Genomic DNA, 24,170 nt, shown 5'->3' with positions numbered 1-24,170 from the left:
ACGCTCCGCGCGGTCCCACCAACAAGCGGCTGGCTGCAAGGGTGGGGGCTGGTGGGTATGACGGTGCATCTGCCGGGGTTTCCGTATAAAGCTTGATGCTCCGTCATGTTTATGGTCAGAATCAGACATACCCCTGGCTCTCCTGGCCGGCCCGTGTGAGTCATTTCTATAGGTAGCTAGATTATGGCCTGCATGCTTACCATCGACCGCCCCCGTTAGCCCTGGATCACGTCACCATTTTTTCACTGTTCAGCGTCACTTATTCAGTGCCGGAAGGCTTACCAAGTACACCCACAAACTCAGGTCATACCGCTACGTCAGCAAGACAACCCAGATGGGACGCTTACAGAGGCGACATCAAAACAACACCGGGAAACGACACCGGACTTCACCACAACGACGACACCCGACATCACTCACCCACCCCCAAACCCCCCACGTCACACCACTGAAAAAGCCACGACACCCATCAGAAAGCGAGTGGGAGTCAGCCTCTCAGGCCAAGCGTCCTCCTTTCCTCTTGGGCACCTCCAACTCTGGCCATCAGGCTTGCGCCTGACTCCAAGCCAGTGAGAGCGCCTCGCTGCTCCTCCTGCGCCTCTGTCGCGCCCTCTCTCCCACTCTCCCTCGTTCCGGTTCGCGGAGGCTCCGCCGACGCGGCCGGGAACGCCTCTCGCGCCCTCACCCCGAGCACGCGCCCGCCGTCCGTCTGCCTGTGCTTCCTCTCCTTCCTGCTGTCACAGACGGTCGGGGGTGCGTGTGAGGGGTTGTCAGGGTCCGGCCATCGCCCCAAAAGGGAGTTTGACCTGCGACTATGCTGCTTCGACGCCGTGAGGTGTACTTCCTGATCGCGGAACAGATCAGCTAACTGATAGCAGGTCAGATCGCAGATCGGATGGTGTGCCTGATGTTGTGTCTGGGGGGTTACACCAGACCCGATTCACCCGAAAGACGACAACGCAGCAACCAGCCCCGCCCACAGGCCCTGGACCGTCTACAAGGTCAGCGCCTTACTTACCTGCAGATACAGCGCGCCCCTACAGTAAAAACCCGGCACGAAACCTTCAGCACAGCCTGCACACACGCACCAAACCCCAGCTCAGCCACCCAGCGTTTCCACTGAAAACCCCACACCAAAAACCACTGAAAGAAAAAAGCCGAACATCAGCGATCGAGGGACTGGGCAAGCTCCGCTACGTCGTCGAGCAGTCCCTCACCCTGCTGCACCAGTTCAAGCGCCAGCTGTGCTCGCGGCGACGAAAGAAGCACCGAACAACGGCTCAGACTCCCAGGACACCTGCAGTGACAGCACAAATAATGGCCCCGGCCGTGCAGAAGTCGGCTATCCAAGAGACCGTGAACTTCTTCGTCACCGAGCCCTGTTGGGTTACCCTCCGCCCGCGCCTCACCCGCTGCTCGATGCGCTCGGCCGCGCGCCCTGTGGACCCCACGAAGTTGTCGATGAGCGACCCACCGAATCCTGTGGAATAGATCTCGTCTCCTGCCCGGGTGACCAGGTTCAGCGTTCCTCCGCCGCCGCCCCGTATCTCCGCGACAGAGCTGTACGGCACTCTGTACGTAACCAGCGGATTGACAATCTCCACGGCAGACGAGTCAAGCACGATACGTGAGCCCAGGAGGCGACGGACGAGCGCGATGGTGAAGAGACAAGCGGCCACGCCAGACGTCGGCCCGCCTTCGAGGTCATGGGTCAGGCTGACGAGCAAGCCGACCGCGACCAGTCCGAAGGCAACAGTGGATACACACGACAGGACCTTGAAGGATGTCCTGCGCAGGACTTCGTCCTCATGTTGCTTCGGCACAGCGTGTTTTCCCTTCCTGGCATGCGAGTTTCTTCGCGCGTTCCGGCTGGGTGAGTGTTTCCGTCTCACCCAGTCGGCACGAAATTCTTGATCAGCAGTACCCTCGATATGAGCCGAGGCTGGCAGAGCCAGAACCGCAGAATCCCGTGTTAAGACGTCGTTTCCTTTGGCTCCCTATTCGGTTGAAGCGATACGTGACAGGAGCGCTGGTACCCAGTGGTTGCCGTAGCGTGCCCGCAACTCCGGTAGCTGCCAGTCGTTGCCGGTGACGGTTCCTCGGCAGCTGGTCGGTGAGCCACACGAGCATGCCAGGACGAACTGCGGATCCCAGGTACTGGTGGCGTAGTCGCTGGTCAGTTCCTCATCCGGTGCGATGCTGCGACGGGCGAGAAGGGTGTACGGACCGTCCCACCACAAGCTCGGGTCGCAGCCGTGGTTGCCGTATCCGATGGACTGCTCATCACGGGGTGGAAGGACGAGATGCATGGTCTCGGTCACGACGATGGTGTCGATGTAAGGGCGGCTGGGGTCAAGCCCGGCGGCGGCGAAGAGGTCTTGTAGTTCCTGGTGGGAGACCAGCCGGCCGCCCAGTCGGGCCACGACCGTTCCGGCTGCGATGGGCGCATTGGCGAACAGGCCCGAACCCGCAACGGGAGACGGACGGACCTCAGCGTGAGGGTGCAGCCAGCAATGCGGTTCTGGTGGGGATGCCATTGGCCCATCGTGCCGTGTCAGAGGTGGTGTCAGTCAGTGCTTGGTGAGTCGGCGAAATACGATGAGGGACGCGGCAAGTCCCACAAGGGCCAGGAAGTGTTCGGCCTTGCGTTGGCAGCGCACGCACGGAGTACGCCGCTGACCTCAGCAAAGGCCGCCGCACCGACGGCTGTTCGAACAAGCCTCAGCCCTGCGACTGACTCCGACCAGACGTCCCGTCCCTCCCACCGGCGTTCCTCCCACCTCGTGCCGGCCCCCGGACGGTCGCGGGTTCGACCGGTACGGATCATAAGCTGTGAAGAAGCTGAGTCCCTGTTCAGCTGCGACGTGACCTGTCCGCATGGAGGGCCCGACGGAGCGCTTCCAACGGGTACGGAGTCTCCCTGTCCTCGTCCTGGATCTTGACGTAGAAGTCCGTCATGACTGCGGCCAGCGGTGCATGGCGGGAGAGGATCGCCCTGGCCTCTTGTGGTCCGTCCGGTGGGTCCGCCCCTTCCGAACATGCGCGAATAAGGGCCTCGCGCTCTTTCCGCTCATATCCGTATAGATTCGTGATCAGCCAGTTCACCAGCCAACTGCGCGTGTAGCAGCGATCGTAGGTCCGGTGCATCTCGAAGAAGCTGGTCTCGGACGGTGACAGATCGAATTGCGAGGAGAGGGCGAGGCCGTAGTCGGCGAAGTAGAGGCGTCGGCCGTCGGCCAGGATGTTCTGAAAATGGGCGTCGAAGTGCAGCAGCCCGCGAGCATTCATGAAGGACGTGCCGGCCTCCAGCTCGCCCTCCACCAGGGAACAAGCCCGGTCGGCAGACTCTTCACCAGCCTGTACCTGCTCGGTGAGCCACTCGTGGAGCGTCTGAGGGATGTACTCCAGAAACAGCGCCAGGCTCGCAGAGGATTGCTCAAGAGCCTCGATACGACGGCGTACCTCCGGACTGCCTCCCCAATAGGCCACGACCCGCTCCACGTCCGCGAGTTCCTCAGGAAGCGCGGCCGTGTCCGGCAGCACGCGCCAGTGGTACATCATCGGGAACCCTTGATACTGCCCTGCGAGCACCCAGTTCGTCGTCATGGTGTGAACGGCAAGCTCCCGCCACGCCCCGAAACCAGCCCCACCACCGACGCCGTACTGGCAGAAGGTGGGGATCCCGAACAGGTTGGCCGTGGATCGTGCATGCTCCGGCAGCCGCTCTACATCCGTAAGCGGCACCCGCTTCACGAAGACCGGCTTCCCGTCAACCTTCAGCAGCGCAGACGTCCCGCCGATGCCGGAGCCAAGCGGCACGGCGGCGTCCACGAGCTCGCCCAGTCGGCGATCACTTCGCAGGGCGAGGGACGTGGAGACTGTGCTGTAGGCGGCCAAGCGCGCGTCTTCCGACATATCGGAACGCTCGACCGCTACCTGCATCCGAATGCCGACCTCGTTTCCACCATGCGTGCCAGTGCCCACCAACTGCTGCCTGCGCACTGTACGTGAAGGTCGATCGGCAAAACCCAGTGAACTGGACGGCGGAGCGGCTCAGTGCGCCCCGGCGAGCCAAGGTCGCGTTCGGGCCCGCTCGGCAACCTCGCCGAACACTCGACCATTCCGCAAGTTCGCATAACCGGGTTCACCAGTACTCGTCGAGGCGCTCGCGCGCACCGGGCAGGTCGGCGTGTGCAAGGGTCGCCGTCCGCTCGCGGGAACGGATCGCACTGCTGCGGCCACGCCACGGCGTACTCATCCCCCAGACGCTGCTCTGGCAAGACGAACTGCGCGACCCGGGGGACCTCGCCCCATCCGCACCGGTCACCGACCGGGAACTCGAGCTCGCCGAGGTACTGATGCGCGAATGCACGGGCGTCGAGGGCGGCCAGCTCCGGGACGAGTACCGTCACGCGCTTGAGCAGCTGGTCGAGGCGAAGGTGACCGGCGGCGAGCTGGCCGCACCGCCCGAGCCCGGGCCGGCGGTGGACTTGATGGCCGCGTTGGAGGAGTCGGTGCGAGCCGCACGCGCGCGCCAGAGCGGCTGAGTGGGGCTACTGCTCGGCCTCCCCCTGCCCGCTGGCCACACCCCGCCCCGCGGGCTGGACACCGACCAGGCCACGCGCGCCCAGTGGCGGGACCTCGTCGTAAGATGTTCCAGTCCCCCTACGTCGTGGCCGGCGGGAACGACTGAGTGCGTTGTGGCAAAGGGAGTCCCTGTTCGATGAACAGGGACTTCTTCGTGTGCGGGGCATGATCGCGGAGGTGTAGGGGCAGGCAGCGGACGGCTTGTCGTGGATCGAGGAGGGTGCGATGCCGTCGGTGCTGGGGTTGATGGAAGAGCGTGAGGCGCGGGCGAGGCAGGATCTGGAGTCCTGGACGGAGGTTCTGGAGCAGGCTCAGGCCGAGGTGGATGCCGCGCGGGAGCGAGTCGAGCGGGCCCGGGTGGGGCGTGAGGAGCTCGTGTCGGTGCTGGCCGGGGAGAGCCCGGTGAATACGCCGGTTTCCGTGCCGTCTGGTGGTGAGATGGGTGCCGCCGCGGGATCGGTCGGCCCCGGCGCGGGGCATGGCGAGCGGCCGCCGGTGTGGCGGTCGGGCATGGGTGAGGAGGTGCTCAGCGGCCTGTATCGGGAGGTGTTCGCCGTGGTGGTGGCCGCTTCGGGGCCGGTGAGCGGGGTGGAGTTGACGCGGGCGGTGGGCCGCGAGGCGGAGATCAAGAACGAGGTGGAGAAGATCCGTCACCGTGCCTACGTGCTGGAGAAGCGGGGCTGGCTGGTGCGAACGAGGGACGGGCGGTTCATGCCCGCGCCCGGAGCAGTCGGCCGGGACGTTTCTCCGGCCAGCGCGGAGCGTCCCCGGCCAGGCGCCTAGACAGCCTGATCACGGCGGCCCACCACACCATCTGGGCGTGGTGGTCGAGGCGGCGTTCGTGGTCGCGGTTGAGGCGCCGTGAGCGGGCGAGCCAGCTCAGCGTGCGCTCCACCACCCACCTGCGGGCCAGTACGACAAATCCGCGCCGTCCGTCCAAGCGGCGCACGACCTCGACGCGCACCCCGTGACGGGCGAACGCCTCGGCCAGCGCGGGGCCCTGGTAGGCACTGTCGACCCACACCAGCTTCAGCAGCCGGCCCGGCTGGTCCATGAACGTCTCCAGCAGCGCGGGGGCGGCCTTGGAGTCGTGCACATCGGCCGTGGTCACGGTCACCTCCAGGAGCAGGCCCTCGGTATCGGTCAGGATGTGACGCTTGCGCCCGTCACGTGACTTGCCGCCGTCGTATCCGCGGCTGTCCTGGCCGACGGTCTCGGAGGCGTCCACCGACTGACTGTCGATGATCCCCCCGCTGGGCTCAGCGCCTCGGCCTGAGCGTTCCCTCGCGTGCGGCGCAGACGTTCGTGGAGTTCCCGCACGTAGTCGCAGGACCGCCAGCGGCGGAAGAAGTCGTAGACCGCCCGCCAGTACGGGAAGTCGACCGGCATGGCCATCCACTTCACGCCGTTGTCGACCAGGTAGCGCACAGCGTCGAGCATCTCGCGATGGCAGAACGCCTCCGGACGCCCGCCCCGCTTCAGGAGCCAGGCCGGCACCGGCATCGCGGAGCGGACCTCGGCCCACTCCGCATCCGTCATGTCACTCGGATAGCAGCCTGTCCGCCGCCCCGAAGCGATCGAACCGAACCGGTGCACGTAGCAGTCACACCCAGGGGTGACCGCAGTGGACGCAGCCACAGTGAAACTGCTCAACTGATCAGGCAACGGGCTTCCTTGGTCGTGCTGGTGTCGTAACCGCGTCACTACCAAGGGGCCCGTTCTCTCATGCCCGCGACCGCACCCGAACCTCAGTCCAGACGATCACCCGCTGCCGCTCGAACAAGATCCGGTTTGCCACAACGCACTAAGAGGCTCCGCCAGTAGGCGCGGTATCGGGCAGGGCGGTGTCACGCAGGGGTGTCGGGTCAGGAGCTTCGCGACCAGTTCCTGGAGCGCAGTAGGGTCCAGGGACTGGGGAAGGGGGGATCAAGTGGAAAAGGCGCGAGTCCTGTTGTTGGATGCGGCTCCTGGCGAGTTGCTTGACCGGGAGCTGGGGAGTCTGCTCGGCCACGGGCTGGACGTCACGCTGAACCTTCGGCGGGTGGCCGACAAAGCCCGGACACGGGCTGCCTGGGCCGGCCGGGTGGACTTCACCGATTTCGACGGCTTCGACCAACCGGCGCTGATCACTGAGACCGTCCGGGACGGAATCGGCTATCACGCGGTGAAGTCCCGCGCGGGTGTCCCGCTACGTGCTGCCTTCCTCGCGGCGGCGACCGATCACGCGCTGACCAACCGGCTCCGGGTGGTCGGTAGGGCCGGGGCAGGCACCGACCATGTCGAGCTGGCCGCCGCCGCTCAACATGGCGTTGCCGTCACTCATACCCCGGGCTCCAATGCGAACGCGGTCGCTGAGTTCGCCCTGGCACAGTTGCTCGCCCTGACCCGCCATCTCCCGGCGCACAACGAGGCCGCGCACCAGGGCCGTTGGATCGCTCCGGCCACTCCTGCATTGGAGTTGTCGGAGCTGACCTTGGGCATCGTCGGGTTGGGCCGGATCGGCCTGGCCCTGGCCAAGCGGGCTACCGCCCTGGGCATGGCGGTCCAGGGCTTCTCTCGGCGCCCGGCCGAGACTTCGGTGCCGCGGGCGGAGTCCCTCACCGCTCTGCTGGCGACCACTGACGTGGTCTCCTTGCACCTTCCGCTGACCCCGCAGACCCGAGGGATGATCGGTCGGACGGAGTTGGCGGTGATGCGGCCGGGGTCGATCCTGCTGAACACCGCCCGGGGCGGGATCGTCGACGAGCAGGCGTTGGCTGACGCACTGGGCGACGCGGTACACCCGCTCGCGGCGGCAGCCGTCGACACCTTCGAACACGAGCACGCCGCCTTCGCCTCGCCGCTCTTCGGCCTACCGAACGCCCTGCTCACACCGCATCTCGCCGGGATGACCAGGAGCGCGATGGCCACCGCGGCGATTCTGTGTGCGGACCACATCGCGGCCTTGCTCGCCGGTCGTCCGGACGGCGTGCCCGTGGTGACCGTCTGACACTCGCGGTCAGCACCCCAAGGCCGTCGGGCAGTGGGTCATCGGATGCGCGGGCTTCTTGGGCGGGTGTCCCAGCGATTCCGCCGTCAGCTGCGGCAGCTGCCCTGGCGCGAGGTCCCGCTCCAGCACCGCACCCGCGACCAGCGACACGGACGCCGCGAGATCCGCCGACTCAAGGTCTGCACCGTTCAGCCCAGACTGCTCTTCCCCCACGCCGTCCAGGCCATTGAGGTCAAGCGGCGCCGCACCAACCGCAGGACCGGCAAGACCACCATCAAGACGATCTACGCGGTCACCAGCCTCACCCCGGACCAGGTCACCGCATGCCAGCTCGCCGAACTGATCCGTGGGCACTGGCAGGTGGAAGCCCTGCACCACGTGCGGGACGTGACCTTCGCCGAAGACGCCTCCAGCGTCCGCACCGGCACCGCACCCCGCGCCATGGCGACCCTCCGCAACCCCGCCATCGGCCTCATCCGCCAGGCCGGATGGACGAACATCGCCGCCGCCACCGACCACTACCGGTCACGAAACGACCACGCACTCCAACTACTCGATCTTGAAATCTGAGAACGCATCAGCCCTGACACGTGGGAGGTGACGAGATCGGCCTGGACGACAAGAAGAACGCCTGCCCGGAACTGGTCGCCCGCAGGGACGCTCTCGGTTTCGCCTACACCGGCGATGTCTTCGTCGACTTCCTCAACACACTGAACCAGCAGGTTCGTTCGCACGGAAAGACGACACAGGTCTGGGAGTGGCGGGACCAGTACGGCCAGAAGTCGTCCATCGAGCCCGACCGGACGATCGTCTTCGACGACTACATTGACAGTGACCCGGCCCCGCTGGTGGCCAAGGGATATACGGTCGTGGCCGCTCCCGAACCCGTCCTTTACGTCAGCGCCGGAATGGGACAGAAGCTCGGGCAGTACGGCTACGTCGACATTCGTGACGTGTACGAACGGTATGCGTTCCCGACGCCGGAGAGCGCAGGAGGGCGCGTTCTCGGCTACAAGGTCGCCCGGAGTGTCGCCTTCCTCGACCACTTCGCCCGCAGGCCATTGCAGGTTGTGGCGGCGGAACGTACCTGGGGTTCGACGCGGGCGTCCTCCATCTGGGCCTTCCTCGGCCGAGTCGATGCTGTGGGCGGCCCGCCGGGAAGTCCTTCCGGGCGTCTTACGGCCGTGCCCAAAGCAGGGATCACCGTCACCGCCGACAGCCAGGAGACCGTCGCGGAGGACGGACGCGTCGACAACCTCATCGATGACAACCCGTACACGGCCTGGCACACCGCCTACTCTCCGGCCGCGGCACCGATGCCGCATCGGGTGACCATGGATCTGGGTGGCTCTCGGCGGCTCGCGGGGTTCCGCTACCTGCCCCGGCAGGACGGGGGGACCAATGGCCGCGTCGGGCAGTGGACCCTCGACATCAGTGACGACGGCGTCGCCTGACACACCGTCACACAGGGAACCTTCTCCGACGACCAGGTCGAGAAGGAGGTGCTGTTCCCTCCGGCCCGGGCGGGACATGTACGCCTCACCGCCACCTCCGCGGCGAACGACGGCCCGTACGCCGGTGCGGCCGAGATCACTCTGCTGCAGGCCCCGAGCACCTGACTGATCGATTCAGGAGGAGTCGGGCCGCGATTCCTGTCCTCACGGGCCTGAATGAGTGTGCGCCGCCCACAGGGTGGGGGTGCCGGGGTAGCGGTCGCGCAGCCGCCGCGTGGCGTAGTGCAGTGCGTGGGCGCTGCGTTCGACCAGCGGCGGGGCCGTGCCCTGGTCGGTGAGACGGCCGTAGAAGTCCGTCGCCATGTCGACGGACGTACGGTCGTCGACGGACCAGAGTGTGCCGACCACGTGCCGGTAGCCCGCGAGCTGGAACGCGGCGGTGATGTGAAGTGCTTCGTCGGCCAGTCTCGGGGTGGTGACGCTGGTTTCGCAGGCCGCCAGATAGGCAAGAGCACCGCTCAGCTGAAGGCTGCTGATATCCGTGACGGTCAAGGGCGCATCGGAGTGGTCGGGCAGGATCAGCAGACTGCGCCCGGGATCGGTCTCGTCGGCCCGTGCGTGGCAGGCGAAGTGGACGATCCGGTGTTCACGCAGGGACTCCAGCACCTTGTCGCGGCTGGGGTCCGTCAGCAGATGAGCGTCCGGGATGAGGGCGCTGATGGCACGCACCTCCCTGCCGACGCCGGGCAGCGGACTGTCAGGAGTGTCGGGCACCGGTACGACCACGGTGGTCGGCACGTCCGAACCGTGGGCGCGTGCGTGTTCCAGAGCGCCGACCGTGGTGGTGTAGGAGGAGACGACCCGGTCCAGGACCGTCCGCGGGGCTGTCGTGCCCCCAGGGGATGCGCCGCGGAGTTCCGCGTGATACCCGGCCGCGTGCAACGGCAGGAAGGCCATGACGCCGATGGGACACCACCAGAGCCTGGGCCAGGGCGTTCCGTCTGCGGGCCCGGCCGTATGGCCCAGCCGGTTCAGAACCGGTTCGGCGGCGACGTCCCACAGCCATGCCAGGACATCGAGAATCTCGCGCTGCGCCGCAATCCGCCGCTGAGGGTCGAGAGCGGGGTCCGCGACACGCTGGTGGGCCGTGCGCAGCCGGTTCGCCTGGTCGTACGCCTTCTCCTGCGTGAGCCCGGGCAGGGGCACGGCTTGGACCGGCTCATCGGTCTCCGAGGTCAGGATGAGGGCGTCGCACCGGGTGGCGCTGGTCGTGACGAAGACGATGGGGCCGTCCTGGGCCTGACGCGCCAGACGCGCGGCGGTCGGCGCGCACAGGAAGTCACCGAACCCCGGCTGCCGGCGGATCCGCGCGAGCAGTTCCTGCCATGCCCGGTGGACTTCGACGCGTTCCTCGGACTGATGTCGCGCGGAGGCGCCGACGGGCTCACCCTCACCGTGCGCTGCATGGGATCGTTCTCCGACCGCACTCGGAGGATCGAGCTTGTGGAAGCGGATCCGTAACCGGTCGAGCCGCTCGGCCAGTTCGGGTACGAGTGCGTGCAGCCGGGTTTGTTCGGAGCTCCGCTGCGCGAGGACGTCGGCGGCGAGAATCCCGCGGGTCTGTTCGAGGAGTTCGACCGCTCGGACGGTCTGTCCTGCGTGCAGAGCGGCGGCTGCCGCTTCACCGGGCAGTTCGTACAGCTGGCTGAGCTGATACTGGCGGTCCGGCCGCACGAGGCTGCGAGGAGCGAACGTCTCCAGAAGTTGGATGGCGTCCTCGATGGCCTGGAGCCCGGACCGGGCCTGATGGGGAATACGTGCGGACACCTTCGCGGAACGCCGGTGGCCCGAGATGCGGAGGAAGGCCGTGGCGGTCTGGCTGCCCCCGGCCTCGCGGTAGCAGTGGAGTGCTTCGTCGAGCAGCTCCGATGAGTCGCTCTGCTCGGCCTTGGCCTCAAGCGCGTGCCCGAGGTTGAAAAGGAACTCAGCGCGCCTCGGGTGATCGTTTTCAGCGAGCCGCACCGCGTCGCGTGCGGCCTGGACGGCTTCGTCCAGGGCTTGCGCGTCGAGAAAGGGCATGGAGGAGAGCAGTTGGGAGATGGCGCCCTCGATAGGGCTCTCGAACTGCGCGATGTCCTGGACGGTGACGGACGACTTCGCATTCTTGACGGCCATGAGCAGGACAGCGACCAGGCCATTGAGATGCCCGGCGGCACTCGGATGGTCCCTGGGCAGGAGGGACAGTGCCTCTCGGGCCAGTTTCACGGCCTCCGCGAGGACCTTCATGCGCTCGGTGCGCTCGTAGTGCATTCTCAGCAGGCTCACCAGGCCGATCAGGCGTCCCGCCCGCGCGGGGTGGCGGCCCGGTGTGGCCTGCACGGCCTTCCGCTGCACGTCGATCGCCTCGTCGAGGAGATCCGGTTCCTCCGTGCGCATCCAGAGGGTTTGCAGCGTGCTTGCCAGGTTGTTGAGGTGGCTGGCCCGTCGCGGATGCCCGTCGGGGACGAGAGCCGTGGCCTCCCGCTCGGCCCGGACGGCCTCCTCCAGGAGAACCATCCGGTTGGTCTGAAGGTAGAGGGAGCGGACCGCGCCGCCGAGATTCGTCAGGAACATGGCTCGGTTGGGGGCGTCCCGTTCCGTCAGCTCCACGGACTGTCTGCTGACCTCCACGGCCTCCTCCAGGAAGGCCACCTGCCCGGTGCGCGCGAACACGCGTTGCAGAGCGGAGCTCAGGTTGTTCAGGTACTGCGGACGCTTGCGCTCGCCGACTGGGGTGAGTGCCACGGCCTCGCGCTCACAGGCAACCGCTGCCCGGAGCAGGTCGGCCCCGTCGGCGTGCGAGGAGCCCGCCTCGCTGATCTCCCCGTGCAGTTGCGCCAGGGCCCCGCCGAGGTTCGTCAGCCGGCCGGCCCGGCGCTGGTGTTCGCGAGGGGTGGCGTCAACAGCAGCGCGGCCGTGCCGCACCGCCTCCTCAAGGTGCCCCGGGTCGCCGGTGAGTTCGAACATTGTGGGCAACAGGGCACAGAGCTGGTCCAGTCGCTCGGTGCGTTCGGCCTCCCCGGGTGGCAGGTCTGCCACCGTCTCCCGAAGGCACTGGATCAGTTCGTCCAGTATGTCCGTCCGGCCGTGGACATCGATGAGGGTCTCGAGGCTGGTGATAAGGAGGTCACGTATCTGGCTACGGCCGGAGTGCCCCCGCGCAGTTTGGCCCGCGGCTTCGCGCAGAGCCTCTGCTGCCGACTCCAGTTCGTCGGCGCGGCCGGAGTGCTCGTACTGCAGGTGGAGGGCCAGCGCCAGGCGGATCAGGTGCATGACCTGGTCGGAGTGCTCCTGTGGAACGGCCGCCACTGCCTCGCGTCCGATCTTCACTGTCTCGTCCAGCAGGCCGGGTTCGCGATCGCGCAGCGAGAGCCGGAGCAGTGTGTCGCCGAGGCTCGACAGCTGCTCGACGTGTGCCGGGTCGTCGTCCGAGGTGCACCGCACGACCTCGCGCCTGGCCTCGGCCGCCTCCTCGAGCAGGCCCGGTCGTTGGGTGCGCTCATGAGCGGCGGTCAGCGCGGTCGTGAGATTCACCAAGTACATGCGGCGGTTGGGGTGGTTCGGCGGCGTGAGGGAGACCGCCTCGCGGATGGCCCGTAACGACTCGTCCAACGTGTCGAGCTGGCCGGTGACCTGGTACTCACGGCCGAGAGCACCGGCGAGGCAGCTGAGCACCTCGGGGCGCTCCGGGGAACTCTGCGGGAGGGTGTCCAGGGCTTCCCGTACGGCATGGACCACGTCGGCGTAGGCCGCGGGTTCGTCCGCACACCCGGCCCGGAGATCGAGGACATGCGCGAGAGCGGCCACACGCCGCGCGTAGCCGTGACCTTCCCCGGCGAGCGACAGGGCCGCCCGCTCGGTGACGATGGCTTCGGCCAGCAACGCTTGGTTCTCTGTGCGGGGGTACAGATCCCGCAGGCAGACTCCCAGGTCGTTCAGGCGCGTGAGGCGGTCGGGATGGCCGAGTGGGGTCCGCACGACTGCCGCGCGGAAATAGGTGGCGGCCGAGCGCAGGTTCTGGAGGTCGGCGGAGCGGCCGAACGCGTCCACCATGGCTTCGGCGTGGCGCTGGAGCACCTCCGGCTTCCCGATGGCCAGCGGTGCCAGGCCCGGGTGGGTACGGAAGGCCTTGCGCAGCGGTTCGGGTACGAGCTCCGGATCGGCCCAGAAGACGGGCAGCATGAACCGCAGGACCGCGTCCATGTCATCCAACCCGGCCCGCTGGTCAAGTAGTTGAGAGCGCATCCAGTGGTAGAAGCCTAGTACGAAGTACGCGTCGGTGTCTGTTTCCGGCTCTATCGCGGCCAGAAGGAGGGAGGCGGTACGTTCGGCTTCGGGCTCCAGGATCCTTGCGGGATCGGAGCCCGCACGGTCCAGGCACCGCCGAAGAGAAGCGAGCCACCACGAGCGTTCCGACACTGCAAACCCCCCACGATCGGCCTCTGTCATCAGAATCGTATCCGCCGATGATGTGACGCGGTGTAAGTTCCGGTCTGTTCGTGAGGTAGGAGGAACGGCCGGAGGGGCGTGGGTGTGGACACGGAGATTCGCAGACGGCTCAACGCGTTGTGCGGTCAGCTCAGCCGTTGGCCTGCCGTCAGGGAGACCCTTCGCGAGGGAGCGGCCGAAGATGCTCTCGACACACTTCTGACACTGCTGAGAGGACGCGAGGAGCCTGACTCCGCCCGGGTCGAGCAGCTGCTCGACACGATCGACCGTGCCGCAGCAGAGCAGGGCCTGCCCGGTCTGACGAGCAGCGTGCGGGGGGCGGGCCCCGGGCAGCCGCCCGCAATACCCAGTCTGCCGCCGGGAGTCGTGAACCCGACACTGGGGTGGACCTGCCCGCTGGTGCGCTGCAACCGTGTGGTGCTCGCGGAAGAGAGCGTGGGTACCCCGGTGTGCGCCGCGGCCGGCCCCGGCGCGAACACCATGGCTCCCTATCCGCGCCGCCCTGCACGGTGAACGCGTTCCTGGGAGGCATGGCGACCAAGCTGGTGGATCGCTGGCTGACCGCGCTGGTCGCTCCCGGGCTGTTGTGGTTGGTGGTCCTGGCCGCGGCGACGCGATTGGAGCAGAGCGCCCCCTTCCGATTCGGGCCTCTCGGCGATTGGCTGGACCGGCTTTCGGGGATACCCGCACTCCACACACCGGCCGTGGTCGTCCTGGTGGCCGTCGCGGCGATGCTGGCCGGCGGCGTGGTCGGTCAGGTCGCGAGTGTCCTGGGCGGTGTGGTCGAGCGCTGTTGGGCGATCCCCGGCGCGCTGCCGCCCGCGACCTGGCTGCTCGCAGCGCGCCGCCGCCGGTGGGACCGGGCCACGCGGAGGCTGCGGGAGGCGATTCTGCGCGCGGCCGAACTCGACGCCCAGCAGACTGACGCCATGGCCCTGCGTCGTCACCGGCAACGCGACCGACTGGGGCCGGGCCGGGCCCTGCGGCCCACCCGGATCGGGGACCGGTACGCACGAACTGCCGAACGCGTCCGGTGCGTCAACGGCCTGGACGACCTCGCTCTCGTCTGGCCCCGCCTGTGGATTGTGCTCCCGGACCCGCTGCGCGCCGAGGTCGCCGCCGCCCGGGACAGCACCAGCGATGCTGCGAGGCTGTCCGGCTGGGGCGTGCTGTACCTCACGATCTCGGCGTGCTGGTGGCCCTGTGCCCTCGTCGGCGCCTGTCTCGTTGTCGTCTCCGTGCTGCGGGCCCGTAGCACCGGGGAGAACCTGGCCGTTCTGATCGAGACGGCAGTCGACCTTCACAGCAAGGATCTGACCGAACGGCTGGGGCTGCCGCCCGCAGAGTCGACAGTCGCCGCAGGACATGCGATCACCGCCCGTCTGGTAGGAGCCCCCGGTTCGCAGGACGGCACAGTGACGGACTGATCGGAGCCTGTCGGCCTGACGAACCGTCCGACGCACTCCGGGGACTGCCTCACGCTCCGGCAGCGCCGAGCGGCGTGAGCGCGTGCAGCCCCGCGGCGTACCCCCGCCGCCTCCGAACCTCATTCCGCCGGGGCGCCGCGGTCCCGGGCCCGGGTTCAGGTGCCGCGACCGCGGCGTCCGGGTCAGTGGATCTGGGTACGGTCCCCGGTCGCGGTGGCGGAGATGCCTGCCCCGTCCGGGGCGGTGGCGGACACGGTGACTTCCGGTGCGAACCCTTCGTCGAGGTCGGCCTGGGTGACGGTCCGCGTGCCGCTCGCGGCGCCCCGGCACACGTATTCGGCACCGGAGGCGAGCGTGGCCCGGGCGCAGGCGGCAAGGTTGTTCAGATTGCCGCTCAGCGTGACGTTGCCGAGCGTGGTGTTGCCGGGGTTGGACACCCGGATCCAGTACGCCATGACATCGCCGAGCGGGCCCGCGGCTCCTGCCGCCTGCATGTTGTCCAGGACCGGCAGAGCGGAGACCAGGGGCTCGGCGGGAGCGCCTTCGGCAGCGATGACGGGCGCGGTGCCGGTGCCGTACGAGTGGGCGTCACGGACGGAGTAGACGCCCTTGATCTGCCGGCACGCGCAGGCCGCACAGCTCGCCGTCGCGGGTGTCGACCGAGGTCGAACTCGCCGTCTGCCAGCTGCGGCAGACCTATCCGAAGTGGGGTGCCCGTCGGATCGCCCATGAACTGGCCGTACGTGGGGTCGCGAACGCACCGGGTCGTTCGACGGTGCACCGCATTCTGGTCCGCAACGGCCTGGTCAACCACCAGGTCCAGGTACACCGCCGCGTCTACAAGCGGTGGCAGCGGGGTGCTCCGATGCAGCTGTGGCAGATGGACCTGATGGGTGGGGTGTTCCTTGCCGACGGGCGGGAGTGCAAGCTCGTCACCGGGATCGACGACTGCTCGCGGTTCATCGTGATCGCCACGGTGCTGGTGCAGCCAACCGGGCGAGCCGTGTGTCAGGCGTTCATCGAGGCGATGCGCCGCTTCGGGGTCCCCTCGGAGATGCTGACGGACAACGGCAAGCAGTTCACCGGCCGCTATTCCAAGCCGTTGCCCACCGAGGTCATGGTCGAGCGGGTATGCCACGAGAACGGCATCAACCAGCGGCTGACCAAGCCCAAGTCACCCACCACAACCGGGAAAATCGAACGGTTTCATAAGACCTTGCGCCGCGAGATGCTCGACCACTCCGGCCCTTTCGCCGACCCGGTCGCGGCCCAGAGCGCGATCGACACATGGGTCTACAGCTACAACCACACTAGGCCGCATCAGTCGCTGGAGATGGCCACTCCGGCTCAGGCCTTCCACCCACACTCACTCCCAGCCGACATGCCGGAGACTGCGGAAGCCGCGGTGGCCGAGACGACGGTGGGGATGGCGGAACCGATGCGGCTGCCAGTGCTCCCGCCGCCGAGTTCGTCCGAGGAGATCCTCCCGCTCCAGGCAGTGGAGTTCGAGGCCGTGGTCAGCCCGGGTCGGCACGTGATGCTGCCGCAGGCACGGAGCCTGTAGTTCAGTCCGACCCTGGTTGGCCGGACCGTCACGGTCTGGGTCAGCCACCGCACCGTGCACGTCGTGCTCGACGGGCAACTGATCAGAACTCGTTCGATGAGTTTCACCGACGCTGACCTGCAAGGACTACTCATGCGGGCGGGCGGCTCGGCGGACCCGAACCCCTGGGCGGCGTCAGCGCGGACAAACCCCTGGAGCCCGCGGCCGTCGTCGAAGTCGACCGCAAGGCGGCCAAGGACGGCGTCGTCTCGCTCGGGCAAACGCCCGTCGCCCTCGGCACTGAACTGATCGGCAAGCACGTCACCCTGCGTTTCGACGGCAGCCTGATGTATGTGATCCATGCCGGGCTCCTGGTCAAAACCCTCACCGCCCCGATCCCACACCAGCGCCGCGCGAAACTCACCGGCGCCCGGACCGCCACCACGCCGCTGCCACCTCCTCCGTCACAGCCACGGCGGGCCGTCCGGCGGGTCGGAGCCGACGGCACCTTCCTCGTCGCCCGGCACAAGCTCCGCCCCGGTGTCGCGCACGCCGGCAAGACCGTTACCGTGGTCATCGAGGAGACCTGCTTCCGCGTTCTCGACGGCGAGGTCGAGATCTCCACCCACCCGCTCAAGGGCGGTCCCGCCACCCGCTACATCGCCGGTCCCCGCTGACCGTCAACCATCAGCTGGGACCGTCAAGCATCATGCGAGACGCCGTCAAGCAAGTCCCGGGACCGAACTGTCAAGCATCTCCCCGGACCTCACATCTGGGGAGAACTACGGCTCTTCGGCACTTTCCGTGAAGCGGATGATCTTGGGTAGCCCTTCCCGGTGGGGGATCACGCTTCTGGTCTGCTGAAAGTTCTCTTCCCGCACCTGACGCAGGTGCTGATCGACAGCGTTGCCCGGATCGGGAAGTCCATACGGATCGCGGCCAGGTGCACCGCGCCGACTGCCCGGTGTTCGGGGTGCGGCACCGTGTCGTCGCGGGTCCACAGCCGCTACGGCCGAAGGCTCGCCGACACGGCAGTCTCCTGGCAGGAGACGGCGATCGACCTCGAGGTCCGGCGCTTCTTCTGCGACAACACTGCCTGCGTCAAGAAGACCTTTGCCGAGCAAGTCGACCAGCTCACCTTCCGCTATGGCCGGCGAACGCTGACGCTCCAACGGGCCTTGCAGCAGGTGGCGTTGGCGCTGGGTGGACAGGCTGGTGAACGCCTTGCCGGGCACTTGGCCGTCCCGGTGAGCGGGCCCACGCTGCTGCGGCTGATCCGCGGCATGGACCTGCCGGAGGTACCCGAGCTGACCGTGCTGGGTGTTGATGAGTTCGCGTTCCGCCGGGGCCGGCGCTTCGGTGCCATCCTTATCGACATGGACAGCCGCCGCCCCGTCGACGTCCTGCCCGATCACACGGCCGACACCTTCGCCGACTGGCTCCGCGAACACCCGCACATCGGCACGGTCTGCCGCGACCGCGGAGGCGCCTTTGCGGAGGGCGCCGAGCGCGGGCAGCCCGGAATCCCGCAGGTCGCGGACCGATGGCATTTGCTCCACAACCTCGCCACCGGCCTGGAGAAGACGGTCACCCGACACCGCTCCTGCCTGAAGGTCCGCGAGATTGAACCGGCTCCTGTCCAGGCCCGGGAGCCCGACGAAGAGTCCGCCTACGAGCGCAAGATCCGGGAACGGCACCGCGACGTCCAGGCCCAGTTCCAGCAGGGCCTCACCATCGCCGCGATCAGCGCGCGGCTCGGCCTCGACCGCAAAACGGTACGGCGATACGCGAGGGCCGCGACCGCCGAGTCGCTGATGCGGGAGCGGCCCAGCCGCACCAGCGCATTGACTCCGCACAAGCCGTATCTCGCGCGCCGCTGGGCCGAGGGGTGCGACAACGCGCAGACTCTTCGTGGCGAGATCGCCGCCCGCGGCTACCGCGGGGGCCGCAAGAGCGTCCGTCGATTCCTCAACACCCTGTCCCGGCACAACGGCCCGCGGGCCGTTCCGCCGCCACCACCCGCGGTCGCCGATGTCGTCCGGTGGATCATCGGGCGGTCGGAGAACCAGAGCGACCAGGCTCGCCAGGACCTCAAGGACGTGTGCGGCCGCTGCCCGGAGATCGCCGAAGCCTGCCGCCTGGCCCGCGGCTTCGCCACCATCCTCCGCCGCCTTGACGGCACCGGCTCGGTGAGTGGCTCGCTCAGGCAGACGAGTCCAAGGTCAAGGAGATCCGCACCTTCGGCAACGGACTTCGCAAGGACCTCTCAGCCGTCATCCGCCGGACTCACACTCCCGCTCAGCTCCGGCGCCGTCGAGGGCAACGTTACGAGGATCAAGCTCCTCAAGCGCCAGCACTACGGCCGAGCCGGATTCGACCTCCTCAAGCGCCGCATTCTCCTCGCCAGTTGATCGGCTTCACGGAAAGTGCCGAAGAGCCAGTTCCACACGACCGTTGACACGGCCGTCCGACGGCATGTGCGTCCTGTACCAGGTGGAGGAAGCTCCCGAGTCGCTGGACAGTTGACCGCTCCGGTGCCCTGTCGGACGGTGTCGGACAGGGCACCGGGAGCTTATGCGGATCCGGTCGTTCCGTCAGGCAGGCTGTTGGTCCCGGCGGACACATGCCACTCGCCCACCATCCTTGAGGACATGATCCTTGGGAAGGATGACCTGACAGAGGATTTTGGGCCGCTGCTTACGGCAGGGTGAGCACGTTCATCGGAGCCATGCTGCTAGCGCCTGCCACGTACCGCCGGGATGCCCAGCCGTTGTTGTGTCTTCGCCGTCGTCGGCCTTGGCGTACTTCAGTGGGGTGGCCGAATCGGGGCTATTCCTCGCGCGCTGCAGGCCGTCGAACTGTAGACAGCGCGGCGTTCCGGACGGGTGCGTTGCCTGCGCGACAAGCCAGGGGGAGAGGCAGAGAGGCGGGGCATGACCGGTGAGGAGCAGCATTCGGCCGGTCACTTGGGGGTGCTCGGTGCGGACGGTGCCGGGGCTTGGTTTTCCGGCTCCGGTGAATGTGAGCACGTCGAGGGTGTAGGTCGAGCCGTCGTAGGTCATGGAGGTGGGCACGGCCAGTGAGGCGCGCCAAGATGACGCGGCGCGGTGGGCGAAGCGGCGGAGCAGGAGGTCCAGGCTGTCTCGGTGAGCGGGAGTGGCCGTAGCCCTGCCGTGGGCGATGTCATTACGGAGTTTGACGAGGTCTTGCACCGGCTGTCGGTCGGCGCGGCCAGGCATGAGCCAAGAGAGAATCTCTGTGAAGGGGGTACAGCACCCTGGGGTTTGAGCGAGGGCGGTGCACAGGGTGAACCATGTGCCCATGCTGGGCTGTGCGAGGCGCTCTGGGCTGATGCCTTGGAGGGGTGCCGGCGCGGGGTTGCTCAGGCCTAGCGCGGCTGCGAAACGGAGTACGGCTTCCAGCGTATGGAGACCTTCGGTGACCTGTTTCTCTGGGTCGGTAGTTCGCGCGTATCGGGCGAAGCGGAACGCGAGGGGGGTGGGCAGCTGCGTGCTTGCGAGTTCCAGCGACGGTTCCAGCCGGTCGCGCAGGATTTGAGTGCACCGGCCGAGGAGTTCCTCGCCGGCGGCGTCCTTGTCGATCCAGTCTGCTGATCCCAGCCGCAGGGCTTCGATGACCTGCTGCTTCGATCCTTCGCCTGAGAGCACCAGGGTGGGGATGCGCCATCCGTCGAGGCTGAGGCGGCGCAGGAGCCACAGGCCACCCCATTCCTCGGGGGGCATCTTCATATCCACGATGATGAGATCGAAGGGGCGGATGGCGATCTCCGCCAGGGCGGTCTGGCCGTCGGGAACGAAGCGTAGTTGTGCTCCCGCTTTGCGCAGCGGGCTGCAAAGAGTTCGGGCGACGTCGGTCTGGTCGTCCGCCACGAGGATGCGTGCCCCGGTCACCTCGTCGGTCACAGGTCCTCCGTTGTTGTGGTAGGGGCGATCGGCAGTGTGATGAGCCAGGCGGTGCCGGTGCCCGAGGGGGCCGGGACGGTCGTGAGTTCTCCGCCGGCGCGGTTCAGAAGTGATTGGACCCCCAGGAGACCGAGGCCGTTGCCACCGGGTTTGGTACTGCGCACGCGTTCGCCTGCTACCAGGGCCGCGACGACTTCGGGCGGCAGGCCCGGGCCGTCGTCCGTGATCTCGACGACGGCTTCGTCGTCGTCGGCGGTCCATTCCAGGGTGATCGATCCGCCGCCAGGGAGCGCCTCGATCGCGTTGCCGACGAGGTTGTCCAGGACGGCAGTGAGGCCACCTTCGTCCAGGGCGACCCGGACGCTGCGGGGCGCGTCGGGTATGGACAGGGAGATCGAGCCGGGGAGTCGGGTGAGTACACCGGAAGCGTAGTGGCGCAGGAAGGATCCGATGTCCACGCTCTCCGTGCCGGTAGGTCCCAGCAGAGAGGTGGTGGAGCGGAGACGGGCGGCCAGGGCATGGGCCTGGTCCAAGTGGCGGCTGGCGGCAAGCTGCTGCTGGAGGCGTGCGGTTCGGGTTTCGGCAGGGGAGGAGTCGGCCAGCCGGGCAGCAACGAGCTGGTTCTTGAGATCGTGCAACAGGTCGGCCACCGCGGCCTGGTAGGGCCGGGCCGCAGGCTGCAATGCCGCTCGCGCCGCACGAGTGATGGGTCCTGCCGAGGTGGGGTCCGCTGTGGTGAGGATGGTGGCATCGATGCCGCGCTCGTTCAGTGTCAGCATGGCCGTCCTGCTCACGCTCGACCACAGGGTGCACATCCGCTTGCCGGCGGCCGGGTCGAGCGGAGCGCCCGCCAGGAAGCGCAGGCGCAACGGGCTTGAGCTGAGAACCTCGACCGATGCTGAGGTGCCGGAGGCGAGGACAGCAGAGGCTCCAGCATCCAGGATGGCCCGTTCCCTACCGGACAACCGCATGCCGGGCAGGAGGCGCGGAACGAGGAGTCCGCCGCGATGCAGAAGACCCCAGTCGTCGGCGAGCTCACGCAGGTCGACGCCGAGGTCGTCGCTCCCCAGGCATCGGCAGAGGTCCGCCAGTTGCACGAGGCGCTGGAGCTGGTCGGCGGTCAGCGCATCCGGTGTATGCAGCCCTTCCAAGATGTCCAGGACGGCAGCCAGTTCCGGCTCAATGGCCACCTGCGAGCCGGCGGCGAGCTCGCTCGCCGCGCGGAAGGCCTGCTCGATGTGGCTGATACTGGGCCGGAAGTCCACAGTGCCGCTGATGAGTTCATCGGCCTCCTGAGCCCATGACAGGAGGTCTGCGGGGGAAGCAGCCCAGTGCAGGCCGAACAACCGTGCGTCCACCCAGCGCCGCACCGGTACGCGGTGTACGGCCAGCACCGCGGCCTGATGCGACAAGAGGAACCGGCCTACCGACCGGGCGGTGGGGCCTTCGCTCCGGAGATCCTCGCTGGGGCGGCAGGCTGCGAGCTTGTCGAGAACGGTCAGCACCGCCTGGGAAGCCTGGTGCTTGGCCTTTGGTCTGGCGCCGATCCACGCGCCCTCGATCTGCGTTTCGGTACCCAGTTCCGTGCTGCTCAAGGTGACGGTAGCGTGCTGCTCCGTTGCATGGTCGGGGCCCGACATGCGATAGGAGAAACCGATCTGCAGTTTCATGGCGGAGGCCGCCTGTTGCAGCAGTGTGGTCGGGTCCTGCTTCCGTGGAATTTCCGGGGCCACCATCCGCCACACGGGCTCCCACTGGCGCGGCCACGTGGGATGCAGGGAATCCGGGAACCCTCTGGCCACGAAGACGGCACCGATCACGGCCTGGAAGGCGTTGGCCCCCATCTCGGCCGGAATACCCAGCGAGGCCTGGCCCGCGCCCAACAGCAGACCCGACTCCAGGCCGACATGCCGGAACGCGCCATCGTGGACCTCGTTCGGCAAGGTCAGTAAGGACAGTTCCTCGGGAGGGTCGGGCAGCACGCGGCGTACGCTGTCGAGGGCATGTTCGTAGTTCAGCACCTGAGAACCGACGAATCCCAGGACCTGGTTGTCCTGCTGGCGGCAGGCAGCCAGCACCTCCCGGTGCTCGTACGCCCACGAGGAATGGATCAGAGCCTGGGACAGCAGCGGGCGAGCCTCTGCAGTCAGCGAGAACAGATCCTGCAGATGCCGAACCACCCTTGCGTGAGACTGCTGTAGTGGGATCTGTGCAGGCACGAGTCGTGGGGCAGCGACGTTGCGGGTGCCGAGGGCCTCCGGCACATACCGTCGGAGGAAGTCCAGCGCGGCCTGCTGTGACGCGCGCTTCTTGCTGGGTCCCACACCGGTGCCGCGGCGCCCACGGCTGTCAGTGACGACAGCGCGGAATGTCAACGCGTGTTCAGGACCTTCGCGTTGGTACTTGTAGACGGCCGAGCCGTTGGTGCGGCTTCCCTGGAGTCTTTCCTGGAGTTCCGTCTTGGGATCCGCAATGCTCCCGCCCTCATCAGCGGCAGCGATCAAGCGGCCCACTAACGCTGCGGCGGCAGTTTCCTCGCCGGCGAGGCAAAGCACCCCGACAACCTGGTAGCACAGTTCAGCGGCCGACCGGGCCGGAAGCGGGCCACCTGTGAGGCTGCCTCCGACCGCACACGACTGGTTGATCCACTCCTGACGCGTCGACCAGGACTGCACGACCGGCGGAACCAGACCGACCCCCTTGCTCAACGAACCCGCCGTCTGCACCCCACCGCGCCGGAAGATCTCGACCGTCGCCTGCTTCCTCAGATACTCCATGCCGAGCCGCTGGAGGACATTCAGGAGACTGCGGGTGACCCCGGGAAACAGGTCGCGGTGTTCATGGAGGTACGAACTGTGGGTAAGCGCCACTCGCAGCGCTCTGCGGAGTTCGGGCGCGGGCTCCGGCAACCCCAACCCGCGCAGCGCATCAACCGCAACGTCGATTTCGTTTGATCCGACCGTCTTGGGGCGTGACAACACTCCTAAGCTCCGCTGGTCTGTTGGCTGAACCGAGCCGTCCGCATCCGTCCCCACGCGATGAAGCCCCCTCTCCCCACATCGTCACGTCGCCACAAGGGACTGTAGCCGCACTGGCCCGGCCACCCCCCGGTCCCCTCGCAGTGGAAGCACCGGCTGCCGCCTGGTGCGCTGCAGACGCCGATGGTTCCAGCGGCATTCTGGAAGAGCCGAGTGAGGCCGGTGGTGTGCGCCGCGTAGATCAGGAACTCCTGCCCTCTGCGCATGACTTCTGCGCGGCACCAGGGCCGGTGAAGTGGGGATGGGAGGGGGAAGCTGCCGGGGCCGCTTCCCTGCGCAGATTGGCGCCCGCCCGCACTGCTGCTGATGGGCATCGCCCGCCACCATGGCCACCACGGCTGCCCCGCCATCCTGGCCCAGCTCCAGACCACTGCGCACGCGACGAGGTGCAGCCTGCTGGTCGCCGCAGCTGGCCAGGACCCCGACGACCACGCCGCCGAGCACCACGGCGCTCAAAGAGAGTCAACAGCAGGCCCAGCAGAGAATGACCTGGCCGTCTACAAGAATTCTCAACGCAACTGCGGGATTATCCCCCAGCATGCGGCACTGCGCGTAGCGGCGAAAGCGGGTGTAGACCGTCTGCCACGGCCCGTAGCGTTCCGGCAGGTCACGCCAGGAGACCCACCCGGGAAGGTACGCCCTTCGCGTCCACCCCGGGTCCGATCCACAGACATCCGAGCTTGGTAGGAAGTCAAGCTGTCGCTGGTGCGAGGGCTGGGAA

At 67.5% G+C, this 24,170-nt stretch carries 17 protein-coding genes and 2 pseudogenes; 9 read left to right on the top strand and 10 right to left on the bottom strand.

Annotation, left to right across the window (positions count from 1 at the left end; translation table 11 throughout):
* Positions 1–1,280 precede the first annotated feature (1,280 nt).
* The 3 genes from CG723_RS45475 to CG723_RS45465 all read right to left on the bottom strand — a co-directional run bounded on the left by CG723_RS45475 (position 1,281) and on the right by CG723_RS45465 (position 3,915).
* Positions 1,281–1,823, bottom strand: coding sequence for a hypothetical protein (locus CG723_RS45475; protein ID WP_100599422.1), 543 nt, complete (start codon positions 1,821–1,823; stop codon positions 1,281–1,283).
* 174 nt (positions 1,824–1,997) lie between these two features.
* The gene (locus tag CG723_RS45470; RefSeq protein ID WP_324907905.1) at positions 1,998–2,537 is read right to left on the bottom strand and encodes an SET domain-containing protein; all 540 of its coding nucleotides are present in this window, start codon (positions 2,535–2,537) and stop codon (positions 1,998–2,000) included.
* A gap of 316 nt (positions 2,538–2,853) precedes the next feature.
* On the bottom strand, positions 2,854–3,915 hold the full coding sequence (locus CG723_RS45465) for a serine/threonine protein kinase (RefSeq protein WP_199842143.1): 1,062 nt from the start codon (positions 3,913–3,915) through the stop codon (positions 2,854–2,856).
* Between the two features lie 443 nt (positions 3,916–4,358).
* Here CG723_RS45465 and CG723_RS45460 point away from each other — a divergent pair, with 443 nt between their 5' ends.
* Positions 4,359–4,547, top strand: coding sequence for a hypothetical protein (locus CG723_RS45460; RefSeq protein ID WP_100599419.1), 189 nt, complete (start codon positions 4,359–4,361; stop codon positions 4,545–4,547).
* Positions 4,548–4,812: 265 nt separating this feature from the next.
* The gene (locus CG723_RS45455; protein WP_234374895.1) at positions 4,813–5,370 is read left to right on the top strand and encodes a hypothetical protein; all 558 of its coding nucleotides are present in this window, start codon (positions 4,813–4,815) and stop codon (positions 5,368–5,370) included.
* A gap of 60 nt (positions 5,371–5,430) precedes the next feature.
* Here the strand turns inward: CG723_RS45455 and CG723_RS48585 are convergent.
* Both CG723_RS48585 and CG723_RS48580 read right to left on the bottom strand, forming a co-directional pair.
* Positions 5,431–5,815: pseudogene (locus CG723_RS48585) on the bottom strand (transposase); the annotation flags it as partial.
* On the bottom strand, positions 5,731–6,126 hold the full coding sequence (locus tag CG723_RS48580) for a transposase (protein ID WP_234374893.1): 396 nt from the start codon (positions 6,124–6,126) through the stop codon (positions 5,731–5,733). The pseudogene CG723_RS48585 and the gene CG723_RS48580, both read right to left, overlap by 85 nt.
* 391 nt (positions 6,127–6,517) lie before the next feature.
* Here CG723_RS48580 and CG723_RS45445 point away from each other — a divergent pair, with 391 nt between their 5' ends.
* From CG723_RS45445 to CG723_RS45435, 3 genes are all read left to right on the top strand, one after another.
* Complete coding sequence (locus CG723_RS45445) at positions 6,518–7,576, top strand: NAD(P)-dependent oxidoreductase (RefSeq protein WP_100599417.1); 1,059 nt, start codon at positions 6,518–6,520, stop codon at positions 7,574–7,576.
* Positions 7,577–7,642: 66 nt separating this feature from the next.
* Complete coding sequence (locus tag CG723_RS45440) at positions 7,643–8,146, top strand: ISAs1 family transposase (protein WP_100599416.1); 504 nt, start codon at positions 7,643–7,645, stop codon at positions 8,144–8,146.
* A 20-nt stretch (positions 8,147–8,166) separates the two neighbouring features.
* Complete coding sequence (locus CG723_RS45435) at positions 8,167–9,030, top strand: discoidin domain-containing protein (RefSeq protein ID WP_100599415.1); 864 nt, start codon at positions 8,167–8,169, stop codon at positions 9,028–9,030.
* 204 nt (positions 9,031–9,234) lie between these two features.
* Here the strand turns inward: CG723_RS45435 and CG723_RS45430 are convergent, their stop codons facing one another.
* The gene (locus CG723_RS45430; RefSeq protein WP_159032729.1) at positions 9,235–13,488 is read right to left on the bottom strand and encodes a CHAT domain-containing protein; all 4,254 of its coding nucleotides are present in this window, start codon (positions 13,486–13,488) and stop codon (positions 9,235–9,237) included.
* Between the two features lie 560 nt (positions 13,489–14,048).
* On the opposite strand from CG723_RS45430, the gene CG723_RS45425 reads away from it, so the two are divergent.
* The gene (locus CG723_RS45425; protein WP_159032728.1) at positions 14,049–14,945 is read left to right on the top strand and encodes a hypothetical protein; all 897 of its coding nucleotides are present in this window, start codon (positions 14,049–14,051) and stop codon (positions 14,943–14,945) included.
* A gap of 182 nt (positions 14,946–15,127) precedes the next feature.
* On the opposite strand, the gene CG723_RS45420 is transcribed toward CG723_RS45425, so the two are convergent.
* Positions 15,128–15,439 carry a DUF7507 domain-containing protein gene (locus CG723_RS45420; protein ID WP_107489232.1) on the bottom strand — a complete coding sequence of 104 codons (312 nt, stop codon included), beginning with the start codon at positions 15,437–15,439 and terminating at the stop codon, positions 15,128–15,130.
* Positions 15,440–15,579: 140 nt separating this feature from the next.
* On the opposite strand from CG723_RS45420, the pseudogene CG723_RS45415 reads away from it, so the two are divergent.
* The 3 genes and pseudogenes from CG723_RS45415 to CG723_RS45405 all read left to right on the top strand — a co-directional run.
* A pseudogene (locus tag CG723_RS45415) lies at positions 15,580–16,509 on the top strand (integrase core domain-containing protein); the annotation flags it as partial.
* A gap of 332 nt (positions 16,510–16,841) precedes the next feature.
* Positions 16,842–17,165 carry a hypothetical protein gene (locus tag CG723_RS45410; RefSeq protein WP_159032727.1) on the top strand — a complete coding sequence of 108 codons (324 nt, stop codon included), beginning with the start codon at positions 16,842–16,844 and terminating at the stop codon, positions 17,163–17,165.
* Positions 17,166–17,324: 159 nt separating this feature from the next.
* On the top strand, positions 17,325–18,899 hold the full coding sequence (locus CG723_RS45405; protein WP_100599409.1) for an ISL3 family transposase: 1,575 nt from the start codon (positions 17,325–17,327) through the stop codon (positions 18,897–18,899).
* 306 nt (positions 18,900–19,205) lie between these two features.
* Here the strand turns inward: CG723_RS45405 and CG723_RS45400 are convergent, their stop codons facing one another.
* From CG723_RS45400 to CG723_RS49505, 3 genes are all read right to left on the bottom strand, one after another.
* Complete coding sequence (locus CG723_RS45400; RefSeq protein ID WP_159032726.1) at positions 19,206–20,411, bottom strand: response regulator; 1,206 nt, start codon at positions 20,409–20,411, stop codon at positions 19,206–19,208.
* Positions 20,408–23,392 carry an ATP-binding protein gene (locus CG723_RS45395; protein ID WP_234374891.1) on the bottom strand — a complete coding sequence of 995 codons (2,985 nt, stop codon included), beginning with the start codon at positions 23,390–23,392 and terminating at the stop codon, positions 20,408–20,410. The genes CG723_RS45400 and CG723_RS45395 overlap by 4 nt, the downstream gene beginning before the upstream one ends.
* 519 nt (positions 23,393–23,911) lie before the next feature.
* Positions 23,912–24,170, bottom strand: a 259-nt coding sequence (locus tag CG723_RS49505) for a transposase (protein ID WP_159032724.1), incomplete at its 5' end; no start/stop codon positions are given.

The sequence above is a fragment of the Streptomyces sp. CB01635 genome, assembly GCF_002803065.1.
Lineage (GTDB): Bacteria > Actinomycetota > Actinomycetes > Streptomycetales > Streptomycetaceae > Streptomyces.
Note: the sequence above shows the minus strand (reverse complement) of the source record. Positions and strands in the feature narration are given on the sequence as shown.

What these genes read in the sequence shown, in the direction of transcription:
- CG723_RS45460 (WP_100599419.1), top strand. Translation starts at nt 4,359, where the DNA reads ATGCGCGAATGCACGGGCGTCGAGGGCGGCCAGCTCCGGGACGAGTAC.
- CG723_RS45465 (WP_199842143.1), bottom strand. Translation starts at nt 3,915, where the DNA reads ATGTCGGAAGACGCGCGCTTGGCCGCCTACAGCACAGTCTCCACGTCC.
- CG723_RS45425 (WP_159032728.1), top strand. Translation starts at nt 14,049, where the DNA reads ATGGCGACCAAGCTGGTGGATCGCTGGCTGACCGCGCTGGTCGCTCCC.
- CG723_RS45455 (WP_234374895.1), top strand. Translation starts at nt 4,813, where the DNA reads ATGCCGTCGGTGCTGGGGTTGATGGAAGAGCGTGAGGCGCGGGCGAGG.
- CG723_RS48580 (WP_234374893.1), bottom strand. Translation starts at nt 6,126, where the DNA reads ATGACGGATGCGGAGTGGGCCGAGGTCCGCTCCGCGATGCCGGTGCCG.
- CG723_RS45420 (WP_107489232.1), bottom strand. Translation starts at nt 15,439, where the DNA reads ATGCAGGCGGCAGGAGCCGCGGGCCCGCTCGGCGATGTCATGGCGTAC.
- CG723_RS45470 (WP_324907905.1), bottom strand. Translation starts at nt 2,537, where the DNA reads ATGGCATCCCCACCAGAACCGCATTGCTGGCTGCACCCTCACGCTGAG.